Annotated in this window: 24 protein-coding genes; all 24 read right to left on the bottom strand. The window is 30.6% G+C overall.

Annotated features, from left to right (window positions below):
- Window positions 1-15: 15 nt before the first annotated feature.
- On the bottom strand, window positions 16-864 hold the full coding sequence (locus KQI42_RS01545) for a flagellin N-terminal helical domain-containing protein (protein ID WP_216516049.1): 849 nt from the start codon (window positions 862-864) through the stop codon (window positions 16-18).
- A gap of 232 nt (window positions 865-1,096) precedes the next feature.
- The gene (locus KQI42_RS01550; RefSeq protein WP_216516051.1) at window positions 1,097-1,267 is read right to left on the bottom strand and encodes a carbon storage regulator; all 171 of its coding nucleotides are present in this window, start codon (window positions 1,265-1,267) and stop codon (window positions 1,097-1,099) included.
- Window positions 1,268-1,598: 331 nt separating this feature from the next.
- Window positions 1,599-2,447: a flagellin N-terminal helical domain-containing protein gene (locus KQI42_RS01555; protein ID WP_216516053.1), complete on the bottom strand. Its 849-nt coding sequence runs from the start codon at window positions 2,445-2,447 to the stop codon at window positions 1,599-1,601.
- Window positions 2,448-2,518: 71 nt separating this feature from the next.
- Window positions 2,519-4,090, bottom strand: coding sequence for a DUF3369 domain-containing protein (locus tag KQI42_RS01560; protein ID WP_216516056.1), 1,572 nt, complete (start codon window positions 4,088-4,090; stop codon window positions 2,519-2,521).
- 23 nt (window positions 4,091-4,113) lie between these two features.
- Window positions 4,114-4,338 (bottom strand): carbon storage regulator CsrA, encoded by a 225-nt coding sequence (csrA, locus tag KQI42_RS01565; RefSeq protein ID WP_216516058.1) that lies wholly within the window; start codon window positions 4,336-4,338, stop codon window positions 4,114-4,116.
- Between the two features lies 1 nt (window position 4,339).
- The gene (gene fliW / locus KQI42_RS01570; protein ID WP_216516060.1) at window positions 4,340-4,789 is read right to left on the bottom strand and encodes a flagellar assembly protein FliW; all 450 of its coding nucleotides are present in this window, start codon (window positions 4,787-4,789) and stop codon (window positions 4,340-4,342) included.
- A 199-nt stretch (window positions 4,790-4,988) separates the two neighbouring features.
- Window positions 4,989-5,912: a flagellar hook-associated protein FlgL gene (gene flgL, locus KQI42_RS01575; RefSeq protein WP_216516063.1), complete on the bottom strand. Its 924-nt coding sequence runs from the start codon at window positions 5,910-5,912 to the stop codon at window positions 4,989-4,991.
- Between the two features lie 13 nt (window positions 5,913-5,925).
- On the bottom strand, window positions 5,926-7,341 hold the full coding sequence (gene flgK, locus KQI42_RS01580; RefSeq protein ID WP_216516065.1) for a flagellar hook-associated protein FlgK: 1,416 nt from the start codon (window positions 7,339-7,341) through the stop codon (window positions 5,926-5,928).
- Window positions 7,342-7,371: 30 nt separating this feature from the next.
- Window positions 7,372-8,805 (bottom strand): flagellar hook-associated protein FlgK, encoded by a 1,434-nt coding sequence (gene flgK, locus KQI42_RS01585; protein ID WP_216516067.1) that lies wholly within the window; start codon window positions 8,803-8,805, stop codon window positions 7,372-7,374.
- 2 nt (window positions 8,806-8,807) lie between these two features.
- On the bottom strand, window positions 8,808-9,278 hold the full coding sequence (locus KQI42_RS01590) for a flagellar protein FlgN (RefSeq protein ID WP_216516069.1): 471 nt from the start codon (window positions 9,276-9,278) through the stop codon (window positions 8,808-8,810).
- A 16-nt stretch (window positions 9,279-9,294) separates the two neighbouring features.
- Complete coding sequence (gene flgM, locus KQI42_RS01595) at window positions 9,295-9,579, bottom strand: flagellar biosynthesis anti-sigma factor FlgM (protein WP_216516071.1); 285 nt, start codon at window positions 9,577-9,579, stop codon at window positions 9,295-9,297.
- 168 nt (window positions 9,580-9,747) lie between these two features.
- A complete protein-coding gene (locus KQI42_RS01600; protein ID WP_216516073.1) occupies window positions 9,748-10,158 on the bottom strand; it encodes a TIGR03826 family flagellar region protein in 411 nt (136 codons plus the stop codon).
- Between the two features lie 12 nt (window positions 10,159-10,170).
- Window positions 10,171-10,836 carry a ComF family protein gene (locus tag KQI42_RS01605; RefSeq protein ID WP_216516075.1) on the bottom strand — a complete coding sequence of 222 codons (666 nt, stop codon included), beginning with the start codon at window positions 10,834-10,836 and terminating at the stop codon, window positions 10,171-10,173.
- A 10-nt stretch (window positions 10,837-10,846) separates the two neighbouring features.
- On the bottom strand, window positions 10,847-13,060 hold the full coding sequence (recD2, locus tag KQI42_RS01610; protein ID WP_216516076.1) for an SF1B family DNA helicase RecD2: 2,214 nt from the start codon (window positions 13,058-13,060) through the stop codon (window positions 10,847-10,849).
- Window positions 13,061-13,107: 47 nt separating this feature from the next.
- The gene (locus tag KQI42_RS01615) at window positions 13,108-13,689 is read right to left on the bottom strand and encodes a hypothetical protein (RefSeq protein ID WP_216516077.1); all 582 of its coding nucleotides are present in this window, start codon (window positions 13,687-13,689) and stop codon (window positions 13,108-13,110) included.
- 62 nt (window positions 13,690-13,751) lie between these two features.
- Complete coding sequence (locus tag KQI42_RS01620) at window positions 13,752-13,895, bottom strand: YvrJ family protein (RefSeq protein ID WP_216516078.1); 144 nt, start codon at window positions 13,893-13,895, stop codon at window positions 13,752-13,754.
- A 43-nt stretch (window positions 13,896-13,938) separates the two neighbouring features.
- Window positions 13,939-14,157, bottom strand: a complete 219-nt coding sequence (locus KQI42_RS01625) for a DUF2922 domain-containing protein (RefSeq protein ID WP_216516079.1) — start codon at window positions 14,155-14,157, stop codon at window positions 13,939-13,941.
- 33 nt (window positions 14,158-14,190) lie between these two features.
- Window positions 14,191-14,412 (bottom strand): DUF1659 domain-containing protein, encoded by a 222-nt coding sequence (locus tag KQI42_RS01630; protein ID WP_216516080.1) that lies wholly within the window; start codon window positions 14,410-14,412, stop codon window positions 14,191-14,193.
- A 98-nt stretch (window positions 14,413-14,510) separates the two neighbouring features.
- Window positions 14,511-14,765 carry an ATP-binding cassette domain-containing protein gene (locus KQI42_RS01635; protein ID WP_216516081.1) on the bottom strand — a complete coding sequence of 85 codons (255 nt, stop codon included), beginning with the start codon at window positions 14,763-14,765 and terminating at the stop codon, window positions 14,511-14,513.
- An 18-nt stretch (window positions 14,766-14,783) separates the two neighbouring features.
- Entirely contained in the window at window positions 14,784-15,770 is a 987-nt protein-coding gene (gene galE / locus KQI42_RS01640) for a UDP-glucose 4-epimerase GalE (RefSeq protein WP_216516082.1), read from the bottom strand.
- A gap of 17 nt (window positions 15,771-15,787) precedes the next feature.
- On the bottom strand, window positions 15,788-16,954 hold the full coding sequence (locus KQI42_RS01645; RefSeq protein WP_216516083.1) for a galactokinase: 1,167 nt from the start codon (window positions 16,952-16,954) through the stop codon (window positions 15,788-15,790).
- Between the two features lie 25 nt (window positions 16,955-16,979).
- Entirely contained in the window at window positions 16,980-17,963 is a 984-nt protein-coding gene (galT, locus tag KQI42_RS01650) for a galactose-1-phosphate uridylyltransferase (RefSeq protein WP_216516085.1), read from the bottom strand.
- Window positions 17,964-17,985: 22 nt separating this feature from the next.
- Window positions 17,986-18,930: an aldose epimerase family protein gene (locus tag KQI42_RS01655; RefSeq protein WP_216516087.1), complete on the bottom strand. Its 945-nt coding sequence runs from the start codon at window positions 18,928-18,930 to the stop codon at window positions 17,986-17,988.
- The gene (locus tag KQI42_RS01660; protein ID WP_216516089.1) at window positions 18,920-19,957 is read right to left on the bottom strand and encodes a LacI family DNA-binding transcriptional regulator; all 1,038 of its coding nucleotides are present in this window, start codon (window positions 19,955-19,957) and stop codon (window positions 18,920-18,922) included. The genes KQI42_RS01655 and KQI42_RS01660 overlap by 11 nt, the downstream gene beginning before the upstream one ends.
- Window positions 19,958-20,023: the final 66 nt, after the last annotated feature.

Below are 20,023 nucleotides of genomic sequence, written 5' to 3' on the forward strand. Positions count from 1 at the left end.
TTAAAAATAGTTCAACTATCTTAATAATTGTAATACAGTTTGTGGTGCTTGATTTGCTTGAGCCAACATAGCTGTTGAAGCTTGTTGTAATATGTTCTGTCTTGTCATCTCCATCATTTCTTTTGCCATATCTACATCTCTGATTCTTGATTCTGCAGCTTGTAAGTTTTCAGCAGCATTATCTAAGTTTTTAATTGTATGCTCTAGTCTATTTTGTGCAGCTCCTAATAATGATCTTCCTTTTGAAACAGTTTCAAGTTGGTCATTTATTGTAGTAATAGCTTTTTGGAAATTTTCAGTTACTAATTTGCTATTATCATCAAGTTCTCCCAGTGCATCAGTTAAAGCTTTGTGTACTCCAGAAAGATTAATACCGTCAGTCTCAAAATTCACAGTCATTATTTCTCCAGCATTTGCTCCTACTTGGAAAGTAACACCAGATCCAGCATCTCCATTAAGTAGTTTTTTAGTGTTAAATTGAATAGTATCTTTTATTCTTCCTACTTCTGCTGTTAACTCTTTTAATTCATCTGTTATATTACTTCTATCTGCTGTTGCATAAGTATCATTAGCACCTTGAGTTACTAACTCTCTCATTCTTTGAAGAATAGCATGTACTTCTTGTAATCCACCTTCTGCTGTTTGAATCATTGAAATACCATCTTGAGCATTTTTAGAAGCCATGTTAAGTCCTCTAATTTGACCTCTCATCTTTTCAGAGATTGCTAATCCTGCTGCGTCATCTCCTGCTCTGTTGATTCTAAATCCTGATGATAATTTCTCCATTGACTTTGCACCAGCATTGTTAGCTATTCCTAATTGTCTATGAGTATTCATAGCCATTAAGTTGTTATTAATTCTCATTAATTTTCCCTCCTTGAATTTTTACAGTGAGCTTCCTTTCTCACTAAAATATTTTATTTTTATTTATATATAATAGACTACACAAATTTCTAGCATTGTGTTGTCTACTAATATCATTTATTACTACAAAATAATTAGCCTCTAAATTATTTTCTAATCCCATATTCGATATATCTCATAAATCAACTCATCTAGATAATTTAATACTAATAAATTTTGAAACTAAATAATATTATATTTTTTTCAATCTTTCACTTTCATATATTTCACCACGGACAATCTTTACATCTTTAGGTGCATTTATTGCTAATCTTAGATCCCCTTCATCACTTTTTATAACTTTAACTATAATTTCATCACCAATTACTATGTATTGGTTAGGCCTTCTGCCTACTACCAACATCAAATCTCCTCCTTGGTATAACTTATAATAAGTGAATACTTCCAGGTTCCCCAAGTCCTAATTCATAATTCAAATACTATCATGTATTTCATGATAAATCTATAGTACTAAAATATTATAAAGCATAGTCCTTTGGTGCTATATTTTATATTAAATGTGGATTTCTAATATATTAGAAATCTCCCTTACAAAAAACGAGTCAATACATACCTAATATTTACATTCTACAAAATATAAGGCCATATCAACTCGTCCTTGAGTCGAAATTATTTCACAATTCATCCTTGAATTGTTTATCATCCCTAATTAAGTTATATATTTAGAGTTTTAGTTATCTTAATAATTGTAATACAGTTTGTGGTGCTTGATTTGCTTGAGCCAACATAGCTGTTGAAGCTTGTTGTAATATGTTCTGTCTTGTCATCTCCATCATTTCTTTTGCCATATCTACATCTCTGATTCTTGATTCTGCAGCTTGTAAGTTTTCAGCAGCATTATCTAAGTTTTTAATTGTATGCTCTAATCTATTTTGTGCAGCTCCTAATAATGATCTTCCTTTTGAAACAGTTTCAAGTTGAGTATTTATTGTAGTAATAGCTTTTTGGAAGTTTTCAGTTACTAAGTTGCTATTATCATCAAGTTCTCCCAATGCATCAGCTAAAGCTTTGTGTACTCCAGAAAGATTGACACCATCAGCCTTAAAATTCACAGTCATTATTTCTCCAGAATTTGCTCCTACTTGGAAAGTAACACCAGATCCAGCAGTCCCATTAAGTAATTTTTTAGTGTTGAATTGAATAGTATCTTTTATTCTTCCTACTTCTGCTGTTAACTCTTTTAATTCATCTGTTATATTACTTCTATCTGCTGTTGCATAAGTATCATTAGCACCTTGAGTTACTAACTCTCTCATTCTTTGAAGAATAGCATGTACTTCTTGTAATCCACCTTCTGCTGTTTGAATCATTGAAATACCATCTTGAGCATTTTTAGAAGCCATGTTAAGTCCTCTAATTTGACCTCTCATCTTTTCAGAGATTGCTAATCCTGCTGCGTCATCTCCTGCTCTGTTGATTCTAAATCCTGATGATAATTTCTCCATTGATTTAGCACCAGCATTGTTAGCTATTCCTAGTTGTCTATGAGTATTCATAGCCATCATGTTGTTATTAATTCTCATTATAAATTCCTCCTTGAATTTTTTCGTTTTTGGCATCCTTGCCATAAAACTTTTATATTTTTAAAAGCTATTTAGCTTTCACTTATATTATCGGATGCTTGTCCAATAACTTTAGTGTTTTCATCAGAATATTTTTGTTTTATTTCTAAAAATTTATCTAAATTGCTAAATAGGATATCTACTAGCTTTGGATCGAAGTGTTTTCCTTTTTCTTGTTGAAAATATTGTAATATATCGTTTATTACCCAAGTTTTTTTATAAACTCTTGGAGATCCCAAGGCATCAAATACGTCAGCTACGGCAGTTATTCTACCGTAGATATGTATTTCTTCTCCTTTTAATCCTTTAGGATAACCTTTACCATCATATCTTTCATGATGTTCATGGGCTACTATGGCTGCTGTTTTTAGTATTTGTCTATGAGAACTTTCTAGTAGATTATATCCTATAGTAGTATGAGTTTTTACTATTTCAAATTCTTCTGGAGTTAATCTTCCTGGTTTCAATAATATATTATCAGGGATGGCTACTTTTCCTATATCGTGAATAGGTGAAGCATAGGTTAGAAGCATTACTTCTCTTTTAGAAAGTCCATATTCTTCTGCTAGTAATTTACAATATTTAGACACCCTTTTTACATGGTTTCCTGTTTCTTCAGATCTAGCTTCAGTTACTTCTCCTAAAATATATAGTATTTCTTTTTGAGTTTCTTCTATTTCAATATTTAAACATAGATTTTCAAAGGCAGCCGATATACTTCTATGAAATACATCTAAAAGTGCTTTATCTACATGATCTATCTTACCATCGGTTTCTATAAAGATTATTCCTTCTACTCCATTGGAACTATTATAGTAGGAAATATAGCTATTTTCAAAAAATAAATGATCTTTTTTTCTGTAGGCTTCCTTTATTTTTTCAAAATCTTCTTGTAAAACTACATCTTTTATTCTATTATTTACAAAGCTTAAGTATTTACCATGACCAGAAATAATTTTAAAACTTTTATCTCCAAAATAGCGGGTAGCTGCAAAGGCATTTACGGTACAACCATCTTTTTCTTTACATAGGTTTATAATTGAACTTAAGTGGCATAGAGCATCAGTAATAAAATCATAAACTGAGCTAGTTTCAAAGAGACTGCTCGAAGAAGAGACTACTTCTTCCATAGCTTTTCTATTGTTGTTGATACGAATAATATCCCTATAGGATCTAAGAGAAGCTATAATTACTGTATACATTTTTTTAGAAAACAATTCTGTCTTAATTTCATATCCGTTAATATCATAGTTAACTATTGCATCTTCTTGTAATTGACTACTTCCTCTGCCAGTCATTAAAACTATTCTTATTTCCATATTGTTAAGTACTTCTCTAATATATTTTGTAAGGTTGAGTCCAGTTTTTTCATTTTCAATAAATACATCTAGTAGAACTAAAGCTATATCTTTATTGGCAGACAACAAATTAAGTGCTTCTTCACTTGAATAAGCACTTAAAAATTCCAAAGGCTTGTCCTCAAATTTAAAATCCTTATTTATTTCTTTTATCATTCTATGTATAAAATTATCGTCATCTACTATTAATATTTTCCAACTCCTATTGTTTCCTAAATAGGTTACTTCACAGCTATCCTTGCCCACTATAACTCCTCCTTGAATGTACCCTATTTTTTAAATAATTTTTTCATCTCTTCCATTTTTATTTCTGTATTTACTGCCGCTAAATTTTCTTCCTGTATTCTTTTATACAATTCTTTACGCATAATGTCAATATTCTTAGGAGCCTCTATGCCAATTTTTACTTTACCATCTTCTATATCTACTATTCTTATTTCAATATTTCCATCTATAATAATAGCTTCATCTTTCTTCCTTGCAAGAATCAGCATACTACTCTCCTCCTATTTCGCTATTTTGACTGAAAATATAGTGTCTCGTAGTATATCTTTCATCGTCTAAAATTATTTGTTTTCCTAATCTCTCTTTACTATTAATTACTATAGGTCCTAAAAGGTTGGTTGTCATTTTATTAACATCTTCTGGCACTACTACTATAGTATAAATCACTATATCCTTTTCATTTTCTAATTTAAGCTTATCTATGGCTGAATCTGGAATTCTTACATCGTAGTCATCAAATACTATAAATGGATTTACTATTGCAAAGGATAGATTAGGGTCATTTATAGCTTGAAGCCAATCAAAGGGATTTTCTGAATCTGGATTATTTATGATTACGAATTTCTTTTCTTCTTCAAAGCCTGGTATTCCTTCTTGAAATTCAATTATTTTTTCTTCTACTACTTCTATTTCGCCAAAATATTTTGTATTTATCTTCATTTTGTCCCCTCCTAAGTTTATTATACTATAATATGTTAATATAAGAAAAGCGTCTATCGACGCGTTATTAAGGTAGCTTTTCTTAAACTCATTTAGGTCAGAACAAGTTCTTACATTGAAAAAAGAAAAAAAGTAGAACTTTCCTATTCGTTATAAGAAAACCTACTATGGATATATTTTATCCAAAGTAGGCTTTTTGCTATCTTAAAAAGTCCATTAAACTAGGTTGGATTATTCTGCCTCCAACAGCTAAACTCGATCTATATACATTTTCCTCTATATTTAATTTCATATAGGCTTCTGGTAAACTAACATCTTCGTTAAATGATAGAAGCTCTTTCAAGCTAATTACTTGATATTCTAATTTATTTTGTGTTAGTTCTAGTCTATTGGATTTGGCTCCTACTTCTGCTCTTACTGATAATACTTGTTCCATAGAAGATTTAATGTTTCCTATGGATTTCTGTATATCGGCTGTAACATTATTCTCTAATGCTTCAGATAAATCTTCAAACACCTTTATTAATGTTGGCTTTTCTCCTGTTTTTACTTCTCCACCGTATCCACCACTAGGACTTCCAAATACTTTTCCACCTAAAGTATTTATTAATGCAGTTTCTGATACCCCTACATTGTACTCAAATATTTCATCTGGTCTTAAATCTATATTATAGTTTCCCTCTTCATCTAATAAAGGTTTATCCGTTTTAAAGCCTGTAAATAAATGTCTCCCTGCATAAGTAGAGTTTCCTACTTGAATTAAATGGCCTTTTAGCTCTTTAATTTCTTCCTTTATCTTCTCTAAATCCTCAGGAGAGTTGGTTCCAGTAGCTGCTTGTACTGTTAATTCGTTGGCTCTATGTAGTACTGCATTTATTTCACTTAAAGCCGATTCTGTTTCCTTCATCCAAGAATAAGCATCCTTAGTGTTTCTTACATATTGATTAACTTTGGATAAGTCTGTATTAAACTTTAAGCTTTTACTCACCCCTATTGGATCATCAGAGGGAACTCTAAATTTTTTCCCTGTTGCCATTTGATATTGTAATTCTTCAAGTCTTTGTAGATTTCCATTTAAATTATATACCATGTTATCTACAAGCATATTATTGGTTATTCTCATTTTCTCACCCCTCTTATCTTCCTACAAGCCCTAATCGATTTATGGTTGTTTCTATTATTGTATCCATAGTAGTTATCATTCTTGCTGAGGCAACATATACATGTTGGAATCTTACCATATCTGCCATTTCCTCTTCTTCAGATACTCCAGAAATAGATTTTCTCTTTAATTCAGCATTTTGTTGTATTAGTTCTTGAGTACCATATATTCTTTTAGACTGTAAGCTGTCTACAGCTAAACTAGAAAGAATAGATTTTATAAAATCATCAGGAGTTCCTTGTGAGTCATCGCCTGTAAAAAATTCTTTGTCTTCTCTTAATTTTATTATAGCTAGAAGATTATTATTATCTTCGGCATCCCCTGGTGATTTTGAAGCAGCTGCTATATTTTTTAAGTCTTCCATTATTTTATTATCGAGAGTTATAGTTGCTGCTGGGTTATCGCTATCAAACTTAAAGAAATCTATGCCATTCGTAGTTCCATCAAGCCCATATCCCATTCTGTGCTGTTCATTAAATTTTGTAGCGAATCCTTTAGCAAAGCTATTTAATTTATTTATATAATAAGGAATCCCCCTATAATTATTGTCCTTACCGTCACCATTATATAAGTCTATCAAACCTTTTAGTTCTCCAGACTTAAGATTCATAGGACTTCCATTTTCCCAGAATACTTTCTCTTCACTGTTTTTATCAAACTTTACTTTATTTACTGTAGTATGATCTACTATGGATATACCACTTACACTAACTGTGTATTTACCTTCCGAAGATTCATCTACCCTTACATTAACTATTTTAGATAATTCATCTACTAACAGTTCTCTTCTATCCCTTAAATCATTGGCTTGTTGACCATTTATTTCAGCTGAATAAATTTGTCTGTTTAAACTTCCTATTTGAGTAGCTAAATTATTTATATTTTTTACCTTAATCTCCATAGCTTTTTCGGTTTCTTTCATCATATTTTCAAGTCTTATCGCAGTCTCATTAATATGCTTTGTAAAAGCTAATGCATTTTCTCTAACAGGTTTTCTATAAGAATCATCAGAAGCATCTTTACTCATTTCATCTAGACTTGTATAGAAATCATCTAGATACTTTCTAAAACTACTATCAGATGGTTCTCCCATTAATTTCTCTATTTCGGTTAAAATATTTTTCTTAACTTCCCATTCTCCCATTGGAGCATTTTCATTCCAATATTTAAAATCCACAAAGGAATCTCTTACTCTTTTTATATCGTAAATCTCAGTTCCAGTACCTAGAAATCCTACTCCAGGTAATTCAAAAGGAGATGTTGCCCTTTGAGATCCTTGTTGTCTGGAATATCCTTTTGTATTGGCATTATCTATATTATGATTTGTAATGTATAAGCTTCTTTGACTTGCTAATAAACCTTTTACTGCCGTATTTAATCCAAAAAACATATTATTTTCTCAGTCCCTTCGAAAAAATTTTTATCTTCCTACTAAACCTAATCTATTTACAACGTTCTCTATCATTTCATCTACGGCATTTATAACTCTACTGTTGGCTACATAGGAATGTTGATACTTAATCATATCTGTCATTTCTTCATCTAAAGATACAGAGGAAATTCCTTTTCTATCTTCATTTATCTGATTGATTAAAAAGGCTTGGGTTTCCGCAGTACCTCTTGAACTTTCTCTTTCAATACCTAAAACTGCTATTAAATCATTGTAAAATTCATCTATATTCATATCCTTATTTGCTGGATCATCAAAGGGCTTTGATGGATCAAATTTACCATAAAGAGTTTCCTTTCTTAAATCATGAATGGCTTTTGCAATATCTCCATCACCTTTGTCCAATGTTTTAGATGCTGCAATTTTATTAAAATCAGATAAAATAGGGTTTACCCTAATATTGGAAGCATTAATACTTCCATCTGCTGGGACAAAGAAATCAATATTAGTATTTCCTTGTAAATCCAAGCCAGTTCTATGGATATTGTTTATTTCAGTAGCTATAGTTTTAACCAACACATCCAGCCTATTTATATACTCTTTAACAGAACCGTCTCTGACGTCTATAAGTCCACATAATTCTCCCAATCCATTTAAATCTATTTTATCTTTCGAATCCTTCCAGTATATATTAGCCAACCCTTTCTCATCATTTTCAATACTGATGGAATTAAAGTTACTTCCACTGACTAAGTCTTTCCCTTGAAGAGATACTATTGCTTCCCCAAGGTTGTTCTCATAACAAGATATAGGGAGAATTCCTGATAACTTATCTAATAGTGCATTTCTTTCATCTCTATAATCATTGGCCTTCATTACATTATTGCTGCTTTCTATTACTTTTATTTTCTTATTTAAACTCGCTATTTTATCTAAAGTGTTATTGATATCATTAACTGTAGTTACAATTTTCTTATTTAAGTTTTGTTGAATATTATCTAGCTGAGTGCTCATATGATTTACTGTATCTGTAAACGCTATAGCACTTTCATGAACCAAACCTCTTATAGGTAAACTATCAGCTTCTTTATATAACTCATTCCATTTATCCCAAAAACCGTCCATTATTTTTTGCAGACCGCTATCGGGTATCTCATTAAATATACTTTCTACGTCTGCAAGAAGTTCAGATTTCGCCTTATGGTATCCAAAAGTCGCCATTTCCCTTCTAAACTTTATGTCTAAAAACTCATCTCTTATTTGTCTAATCTGCTGTATACTAACTCCTGTTCCTACTTGAAATCTACTATCCATAGAGTTTGTATAGGAGTTTGAAACATGAATTGCTCCTTGTCTTACATAATTAGAATTGTTTGCATTAGATATATTATGTGAAACAGTTTCTAATGATCTTTTATTAGCTTGTAATCCTGATATAGATATATATAATCCTCCAAATCCCATCACTACACCTTCCTATCAAAAATACTATTGCCGCCTAATCCTTTGTTACCTTTACCATAGGTAGTAGGAGTTTGACTGCTATTGGTAATTAAATTCATATTAAAATCAATCCATTCAAGAGAATCTCTTATTAAATCATTGTTTAGAGCATTTCTTAAATATAGCTCTTCTAATTCATGACTTAACTTATCTTTTAATTCTACTAAGTCTTCCTTTTCCTCTGGAATCTTTTCTATTACATCGGAAATGGATGTATCTTTTCCTACTCCCCAATTATCCAATAGCTTTTCTCTTTCTTCTTCTAAGAAACTTATTTCGTTAATTAAAGTTTCCTCATCCATTGTTGCTTCTTCTAATTTTTGTATCCTGTTGTTTATGATTAAATCTGTTTTTTCAAAGGATAGAGTCTTTAGTTTAGCCAAGACTTCTAATTCTTTCTTTAACAATTGTTCCAATTCTTCTTTAAAGGTCATTTTTTACCACCTACTACTAAATTTTTTGGTCAAAATTAATGCTGTTATATATTTTCTCTGCAATCTTTTTACCATCTATTTCATAGGTTCCTGATTTTATTTGTTCTTTAATCTTTTCTACTTTTTCCACTCGTATATCTTCTACTTCTTTAACTTTATTAATTGCAAACTGAAAATCCATAGCATTCTCTGAGATCTTTAGTTCATCAGAACTTTTTCCTGATTTATTTGTTTTTATATTTTTGACTCCCAAGTTTTTGTTATATACTTGAAACACATTATCCATTTTATTTATTCTCATAAAAACACCCCACTTCCCATATTCAATAATATTATCGGTAAAGTAGGGTGATTCTTTAATCTTTTTTATAATCCATAGGAAAATCATATTTTTCCTTAATTTAAGTTTTCCGTAATGGATTTCAAAAAAGGCTTCCTTAATATGTTAATGCTTCAATAGAAGCCCTTTTTATTTATTATATCTATCCGTAATTCTTATTTTTTCTTTTGCTCTTCCCACTCCTAAATCTTTAGGATCTTTTGTTCTAGCTACAGCCTGTCTTAACTCTTTTTGAAGACTAATAGTACATTTGTCACAAAATCTGCCAGTCTTAATAGGGGTACCACATTTTTCACATTCAAGAAGAATATTGTTTTCATCTTTTATTTCTAATCTTCCTTCTTTTAAAAATTCAATTATTTTCCTTGTTGAAACCTCTGTTTGTTCTGAAACCTCAGCCACATTAGCTCCAGGATTTTCATATAGATATTCTTTTACTTTCTGAAAATCACCCTCATCATTTCTTCTACATTGTATACATAATCTAAAACCATCATAATTATAAATTTTTCCACATCGATTACAATTTCTAACATTCATTCCTTCCACCACCTAATTTATTTTACTAGACGTAAGGGCTAGTCCTACAACTTCTTTAGCTCCATTATGTAACAATACCTTACTGCACTCTTCCATAGTAGTTCCTGTAGTAATAATATCGTCAATAAGCAATATTTTTTTGAATTTAATTTCCTCTTTATCTCTTACTTGAAAGGAACCTTTTAAATTCTTTATTCTATCTAATCTTTGTAGCTGACTCTGGTCTTTAGTCCATTTAATTTTAATTAAGTTCTTAGAAGATAAAGTGATATTAAGAAATTTTGCTATGTATCTAGCTAAAAGTTCAGATTGATTATATCCTCTTAAAGCTTCCTTTCTTCTATGAGAAGGAACGTACATAATTAAATCTATCTCACTACAGAGATTCTTTTGATTTATAGTATTTAACATAATTTCACCAAAGGGCTTATACAAATAATTTTTTCCATTAAATTTATATTCCTTTAATTTCTCCCTAATAAATCGATTATAAGCTAAAGAATAGACTACTTTAGATATATAGTAAGAATCTAAATAAACTTCCTTATTTATAGCTTCTAACTTTTCTTCACACTCCTTACAAATATATGACTTTATAATAGTCGATTTCCCCTTACAAAATAAACAAATATGCCTTTCAGGAAATAATAATTCGTTAATATCTTTAATAATTCCCATTCTTTCACTCCTAAAAAATGGCCATAATGTTCCTTATTTTACTATCAAGGCTAGAATATCTTTTGGTAATTCTATTATTTTTCACCATCATAGAAAGATATCTTTCTTCTCCAACTAATACTACCAATTTTTTAGCTCTAGTTATTGCAGTATAAAGTAAATTTCTAGTTAATAGCATTGGCGGCCCCCAATATATCGGCATAACTACTACCGGAAATTCACTTCCTTGACTTTTATGGACTGTTGTTGCATAAGCTAATTTCAATTCATCTAATTGATTATAATCGTATTCTACTTCCTTTTCTTCGTCAAATAGAACTTTTATGATTCTATCCTCTTCATCAATATCCGTTATAAATCCAAAGTCTCCATTAAATACTCCTTCTCCCGATTCTATTTCTATACCATTCCTAATTAGTTTCCATTCAGTTGTATAATTGTTCTTTATCTGCATTACTTTATCTCCAACTCTAAAACAATCGTCTCCCATCTGTTTTTCACTTTTCTCTTTAGCTTTAGGATTTAATACAGCCTGTAAATGCTTGTTTAAAGAATTGATTCCGACATCGCCTTTCTTCATAGGCGTTAAGACTTGAATATCCTTAACGGGATCTACTCCATAAAAGTTTGGTAGCCTTTCCTTACATAAATCTAATATTGTATCTACTATTAAGTTGGGTTGAGGTTTAGTCATAAAGTAAAAATCCTTATTCTTTTCGTTTAAATAAGGGGATTCTCCTTTATTTATTCTATGGGCATTGACTATAATCATGCTTTCTCCAGCCTGCCTGAAGATTTCATCTAACTCAACTACCTTTACTACTCCTGAATTAATAATGTCCTTTAAAACATTGCCTGGTCCAACAGAAGGAAGCTGGTCTACGTCTCCTACTAATATAAGCCTTGTTCCTGGATTAATAGCTTTAAGTAGGCTATTCATAAGTAAAATATCTATCATGGAAGCTTCATCTATTATAATCAAATCTCCTTCTATAGGACTATCTTCATCTTTTCCAAAAGGTATATCTTCTTCCATAAAGGAATATTCTAAAAGTCTATGAATAGTCTTTGCCTCCCTACCAGTAGTTTCTGTCATTCTTTTAGCAGCTCTTCCAGTTGGAGCAGCTAAGACTACTGAAAGGTTTAAGTCTTCAAAAATTTTAATAATTGCATTAATGGTAGTAGTTTTCCCCGTTCCTGGTCCTCCTGTTACAACTATTAGTCCATTATTTAAAGATTCTTTTATGGCTAAGACCTGTTTCTTAGCAAAATTAATGCCTTCCTCTTCTTCAATTTTTTGAATCTCCTTTTCCACATCTACATTAAATTCTTCTAAGTCCACTCTAGAAAGTTCAACTATTTTCTTACTAACATTATTTTCTGCTACATGGAAAGGAGTATAATAGACTAAGGTTTCATCTCCTTCATTGATTAAGTGAACATTTCCCTTTATTGCTAAGTCTCTTATAGATTCTTCTATTAAAGTATCTTCTATTTGCAGAAGTTTTGAGGTATGAAAGATTAACTCTTCCTTAGGTACATAACAATGGCCATTACCTGCATGTTCCATTATAATGTATTTAATTCCCGCTTCTATTCTATAAGGTGATTGTATACTTATACCCATTTTTTGAGCTATTTGGTCTGCAGTTTTAAAGCCTATACCAAATACATCTTCTGACAATCTATAAGGGTTTTCACTAATTATATTAATGGTATCCTTACCATATTTTTTATATATTCTAATGCCATAGTTAACGGTAATACCAAACTGCTGTAAGAACACCATTATATCTCTTAGTTCTCTCTGCTCTTCATAAGCTTTCACTATTTTTTCTAGTTTTTTATCCCCTATACCTTCTATTTCTTTAAGTCTTTCTGGGTTATATTGAATAACCTCTAAAGATTCTAATCCAAACTTTTCTACTATTTTTTTTGCAGTTTTGGGTCCAATATAGGGGATAAGTCCTGAGGATAAATATTTTTCTATTCCCGTTAATGTTGAAGGTACTACTGTGGAGAGACTGGTAAAGTTAAGTTGTTCTCCATAAGTTGGATGATAAATCCATTCTCCTTCTACTTTTACCTTTTCCTCTAAATTTATAAAAGGAACATAACCTACTATGGTCACTAACCCATCAGAAGTATGGAGTTTTGCTACTGTATATCCATTAGTTTCATTTCTAAATTTTATTTCTTCAATTACTCCTTCTAAACTTAGCAATGCCATTCCTCCACTTATTATAATTAAGCTTATTATATCACACTAGCCTATCTTATAGTTTCTTTTATTTCTAAAATTTCTCTTCTAAGTAATGCTATATCTCCCTTGGTAGCCGGTCTATCGTATTCTGCATAAAAACTATAACCGTCCCTTAAAGTTATAGTTTGTTTGTCTTCATAAAGTTTCTTCACAATATGACCATTATTTATATGTTTATTAACTGTTTCAAGGGAATTTAAACATTGAATTTTTTTACCATTGGTTAAATGAATTATTGACATATTGTTTAATTTAGTAGTCTTGTTTATGTGATTTATATTAACATAACCTATGGCTCCGTCATTTTTATACATGGGTTTTCTTGTCTTTACTGGTATAAATACATTATCCTTATTAAAAGGTATAGGTACTAAATTTTTCGAACAAAGTAAATTCCCATAAGTCTTTTTTACTTCCTTTAGATCCATAAAATAATATTTACTAAGCTGATTTAAAACGGATCTAATCCCCTTTTCTATTTCCCTTTCCCTTCCATTCTTCGTATATATTAATGTGCAATTTCCTTTTAATGTTATGTAGATTGGAAGGAAAGCTAACAATTCTTCTAATAAGATCTTTTCTATTTCCATAAAAAATCCCCTCCTTGACTTATTTTAACAGAACTTATGTTCGGTGTCAAGAAGGGAATTTTTTACTTTATTCCAGCTATTGTTCTAGATAGTTCATTTATGCTTTCCGTTAGTTGATTTAACTTTCCTTCTATTCTTACCAAAAGATAGATAGAAATTACTATAGGAAAACCTAAATTAGCTATATGACTATATATTTCATTCATATTAGTTCTCCTTTCAAACTAAGGGACCCAAAGGTCCCTTATATTAAAATTCTAATTCATTTACAGTAGTTGTCACTATCTTAGCTCCAATTACTCCTGCTAAATCTCCTTCTGCAGAAGTAAATATATTACTGGCTACTATGGCTTCCATAGCATCCTTAACTTCTTGAGGAGTTATACCATTTTTAGGTTCATCAATGGCTATTCTAAACTTTTTGCTGCCCATATCTATAAACTCCATTTCTAATCTACTTTTTTCCATCTAATCACCTCCCTATTAAATAATGAAAATATTTTACTCTTCCTTTAATACTACTTCTTCAATCCTTTTAACTTTTAATAAATCCTTACTTTGAAGATTAGCTAAAGCTGTTGCAGTTTTAAATAACTCTTGGTTTTCTGCTGTTACTTTAACTTTGTTAAAGGTTTTAGATTTAATCTTTTGCTTTCCGTCAACCGTGCCTCCATCTAGTTCAATCTTCAATGTAGTATTTTCCTTTATTTCTTGAATTGCCATCTTATCACCCCCTTCTACTTCTTATATAGAAGAAGGGACAACATTTTACTATTAAAAAAAACCCCTTATTTGTTATTTTACAAACAAGAGGTTTTACTTTAATTCAATATAGCTTCTTCCATTTCACTATCAAACAGCGGTACTTGATTTACCAGATTATCTCCTATGTATATATCACCTTTAGTTATTTCTTCAAGTCCTGCCACCATTCTAAGACTAGTAGATTTTCCACAGCCAGAAGATCCAACTAATACGATAAACTCTTTATCTTCTATTTCAAGATTAAAGTCTTTAACTGCTGCTACATCTCCCGAATAGATTTTATAAACATTTTTAAAGGTTACCTTAGCCATCTTTAATCCCCTTTATTTTTATCTTCTATATCCATTTAAATTGTTTTTATGCCAATTCCAAGCGTCTTCTATAATTTTTTCCAAATCATTATATTTAGGATTCCAATTTAGTTCTTTTTTTGCTTTTTTAGAAGAAGCCACTAATACAGCTGGATCTCCCAATCTCCTTTCTCCTATTTTTACAGGTATATTGATTCCTGTAACCTTTTTAGCTTTATCTATCACTTCTTTTACCGAAAATCCTCGCCCATTTCCTAAATTATATATGCCACTTTCTCCTTCTCTTCTAAGTTTATCTAAAGCCAGTATATGAGCCTCGGCTAGATCTACTACGTGGATATAATCTCTAATACAAGTTCCATCAGGAGTATCATAATCGTCTCCATAGATAAAAACCCTTTCCCTCTTTCCTAATGCTGCTTCCAATATAATAGGTATAAGATGGGTTTCAGGACTATGATCTTCACCTATACAACCATCTTTATTAGCTCCTGCTGCATTAAAATATCTAAGAGCTATGTAGTTTATATCTCCCGATTTATTTGCCCATTTAAGAGCTTTTTCTATGGCTAATTTACTTTCCCCATAAGGGTTGGTTGGAATCGTAGCATCTTCTTCTAAAATAGGAATATTAATTGGTTCTCCATATACTGCTGCTGTTGACGAAAAAACTATATTTTTAACTCCATATCTTTTCATAGTACTTAAAAGCTGAATGGTTCCTACTACATTATTGTTATAGTATTTTATTGGATCTTCTACACTTTCTCCTACTAAGGAATAGGCGGCAAAGTGAATAACTTCTTGAATTTCATTTTCTTCAAATACATTGCATAAAAAGTCTTCGTCCCTAAGATCCCCTTGATAAAAAGTTCCTCCTTTTATTGCCTCTCTATGTCCCTTAACTAAATTATCTATTACAACTACTTTTTCTTTTCTATTAAGCAGTTCTAAAACCGTATGACTGCCTATATATCCTGCTCCACCAGTAACTAAAACAGCCATATATATCACCTCTATATTTATTCTAAGGACAGCTCTCTAGTACCGTCTCCTATGCCCGTTATATAAAAACTTGCTTCATAGCCTATTTTATTTTTATAAGTTTGTCCTACCTTGTTTATAAAATCTTCAACCTTATCCTCTTTTACAAAAGCTATAGCACATCCTCCAAAGCCTGCACCTGTCATTCTAGCTCCAATACAGTCCTCATAAGCTATAGCTTCTTCTACTATAGTATCTAATTCTACTCCTGTTACTTCATATAAATCTTTTAAGGAGTTATGTGACTGTACAAGAAGTTTTCCTAATTCTTTTATATCCCCTTTTTTCAAAACCTCACAGGCTTCTAAGACCCTTCCATTCTCATAAACTGCATGTTTTGCTCTATTCCTAATAGTCTCATCTTCTATATATAATTCTAATTCATTATATTCTTCTATGGTTAATTGACAAAGATTTTCTATGTTCTTATATCTTCTAACAATATTCAATGCTATTTCACATTCTTCTCTTCTTTTATTATATTTTGAGTCGTTTAATTCTCGCCTTTTATTTGTATTCATAATAACCAAAGTATAATCTCTAAGATTCATATCTATGTATTCATAGTAAAGAGTATGGCAGTCTAATAATATTCCTTTATCCTTTTTTCCCATAGCTATAGCAAATTGATCCATTATACCGCATTTAACTCCTATAAATTCATTTTCTGCTCTTTGACATATTTTAATTAATTCTATTGAGGAAATTTTTCCTTCATTGAATAAACTGTTGACTATTTGCCCTATAAGAAGTTCCAAAGAAGCAGAAGAAGAAAGTCCTGCACCATTGGGTATATTACCTTTTATCAATATATCCATGCCTGAAACCTTATATCCAGCTTTTTTTAAATAATATAGAACTCCTTTAGGATAATTCCCCCATCCATGTTCTTCTTTGTATTTTAAATCATTAACATGAGTTTCTATTTTTAAGTCAAAGTTTTTCGATATAAGTCTAACATTACCATCATCTCTTTTTCTCACCAATCCATATGTCCCAAGTTGAAGAGCACAAGGCATTACATATCCACCGTTATAATCAATATGTTCACCAATTAAATTAACCCTGCTTGGTGAAAAGAAAATAGACACTTCTCCATTGCCATATAGTTGAAAAAATCTAGACTTTAAACTCAATAAGTCCATTTCTGTAAATCTCCCTTCAATCTTTTTATCCATCTTTCTTAGAGAACCTTTCATATGCTTCTCTTAATTCCCCTGCTGTTTCCTCAACGCTTCTTGGATTACAATTTGCCCAAGCACCAGTTTCTGAAGAAGCATTATATTTTATCCTTTTGTCTGATCTAAAAGGAGGATAAAATTCAACATGAAAGTGATAATAGTCATGACAATTTTCATACTCCGATGAATTAACAGATCCTTGATGAATAGCCATCATATAGGGAAATTCTCTATTAAAAAGAGTATCCAAAGTTCCAGCTACATCTTTTAAAATTTTAGCAAAATTGTTTTTTTCTCTTTCATTAAACTCTATCATTCTACATCTATGTTTTTTAGAAACTATAAATACTCCGTAGGGATAATCAGTAAAAAATGGTAAGTAACATAGAAAATCTTCATTTTCTATGATTACTCTTTCTTTAAAATCTAATTCTTCTTTATTCATCCTACATATTAAACATTCTTTATTTTCAAGGAAATATTCTTTAGAAGAATTTAGCTCTTGTTGTATCTTTAAAGGCATAAAAGAATATCCATATATCTGCCCATGAGGATGAGGCATAGATACGCCTACCTCTCTTCCCCTATTTTCAAAGATAAAAATATATTTTATATTTTCATCTTTAGAAAGAGCTATATATCTTTCACACCATAAGTCTACAAGTTTTCTTATATGTTCAATTTCTAATTCCCATAATGATGCATTATGTTTAGGAGAATATAATATTACTTCACATTTACCATAAGCAGGTTTTGTTTTATAAAAACTACTTCCTACTTTATCTGGTTCAGATGGTTGCTGACTTAGGGCAGGAAAGTCATTGTCATATTTATAAACTTCATAGTCTTTAGGAACCTTTCCTGAATCAGGACAGAACGGGCACCAGTCTTTAGGCATTTCTGGCCTATTTTGCCTATGAGATGCTACCATAGTCCAATCCTTCAACAAAGGGTTCCATCTAAGTTCTGCCATATCTCTACCCCCTCTAATTATTCTAATCTTCTTTTATCTCCATATATATTGTCCAGAAATCTTCTTCCTTAGATTTTAATTCAGGAAGTTTACTCTTTCCATAAGCTATTTCCACACTATCATAAAATCCATTTGAAGGTTCAATCGCACAATTATATTCTCCTTTAAATCCCCCTTTGGTTATCCATACTCCAAGATAGGGAATTTTTTTAGTATCATATCTTAAAATATATTTTACTTTTTTATCTAAATAATGAATCCCTACTTCTCCGATTTCTAAATCATCTAAAAAATAGTATTTATAGGATTCACCATTTCTATAGTGTTTTAAATAGGATAGATCTACTAAGTTGCCATCTATATCTTTAGCTAAAGGAAAGGAATACCTTTCTCCACAAGGCCCCAAAATACTGTTTTCATGGACATTTAATATGTTTTTTGCCTCTTTTGGAAATATAATTTTAGTTTCATCATCAAATATCATTAATCCATGTAATGCCCATAAATAACTTATATTTTCATTATCAAGATTTTTTACTTTATAGTCTATTCTTACTACATTATCTGTTTCAAAAGTCAAAGACTTGTGGAACTCTAAAGGTAAACTTCTAAGCTTTACTTTACCCATTACAGTGTCTTTTTTAATATCTGTATGCCAGGGAATACTCCAAACATCTCCATGATCTGGCAGTATATTTCCTTTATAGCTTCCTTCTGGATAAACACATTTATCTATAGTAGGTATCATTTCATCTAGTCCTGATGTATCGTATTTTTCAAAACAATCCCCATATTGAGGTATTGAATATTTTTTATTTTCAGGCTGAAAAAGAATTTCCATATTTTTAGGTTTATATACTAAAGAAGCCATTTTAAATCCTAAGTCAGGTAAAAGTTTCATCTTTAAAACTTTGCTTTCCATTACTATACTATTTAGATTGAAATGCTTCTCGTTTTTAATCTCCATTGTTTATCGGACCTACTCTCTTACCACAACTTTCTTTATGAATAAGTTTTGTGTCATAAACTATTTTCTTAGTAGACACTATATTTTTCTTTGTCATATTCATTATCTCAAACGCAGCAGTTTGCCCTATTTCTTTCATGTTTAAATCTACAGTTGTTATCTTAGGATGACTAATATTTGAAAGAAGAGTGTTATCAAAGCCAATAACAGACATATCTTCAGGTATCTTAATTCCACTTTTGTTACAAGCATTTATGACTCCTACAGCCATTAAATCATTACATGCAAAAACACCTGTAGCTTCTCTATTTAGAGATAAAAACTTTTCAAATATTTCTTGTGTCTTTTCAACTACATCTAGACTATTTCCCATACCTACAGATATTACTTTTTCATATTTAAGGTTATTGTCTTTTATAAACTTTCTATAGATATTTTCCTTTAAATCATAGGATAAACTCTTATCTCCTCGAATGAAAACTATTTCTTTATGACCTAATTCTAGAAGATAATTAAAAGCTTCTTTAGTTCCTACTTCTTCATCATAAGATACAAAATTACAGTTATATTTATTTGTATTTCCATTTATAATTATGGTAGGAATTTTTTTGCTTACTCCTTCAAAATAACCATTTTCTAAATTATCTACAGAAGGGTCAATAACTATTATTCCATCCATATTTCTAGATATTACATTATCTACCAATTTCTTTTCAGCTTTAGGATCTCCATCAGTAGTAAATAAAGATATAATAAAGCCTTCATCTCTTAAAGTCTTATTAATTTCTTCAACTATTGTGGGGAAAAAGAGATTAGTAATACCCGGTACAATTATTCCTACATTAGATGTACTTTTAAGTATTAGACTTCTGGCTATTTCATTTGGTACATATCCCAATTCTTCAATAGCTTTTTCTATTTTTTCCCTTGTTTCATCTTTTACCGGATAATTATTATTTATTACTCTAGATACAGTGGCAATAGAAACTCCTGCTTTTTCTGCCACATCATGTATAGTAATAGCCATGTTTACACCCCATTTTCTATATAACAAAATATTTAAAAATATAATCTATTGCTATGAAATTTTTCA

Source organism: Tissierella simiarum (assembly GCF_018917865.1).
GTDB classification, from domain to species: Bacteria; Bacillota; Clostridia; order Tissierellales; family Tissierellaceae; genus Tissierella_C; species Tissierella_C simiarum.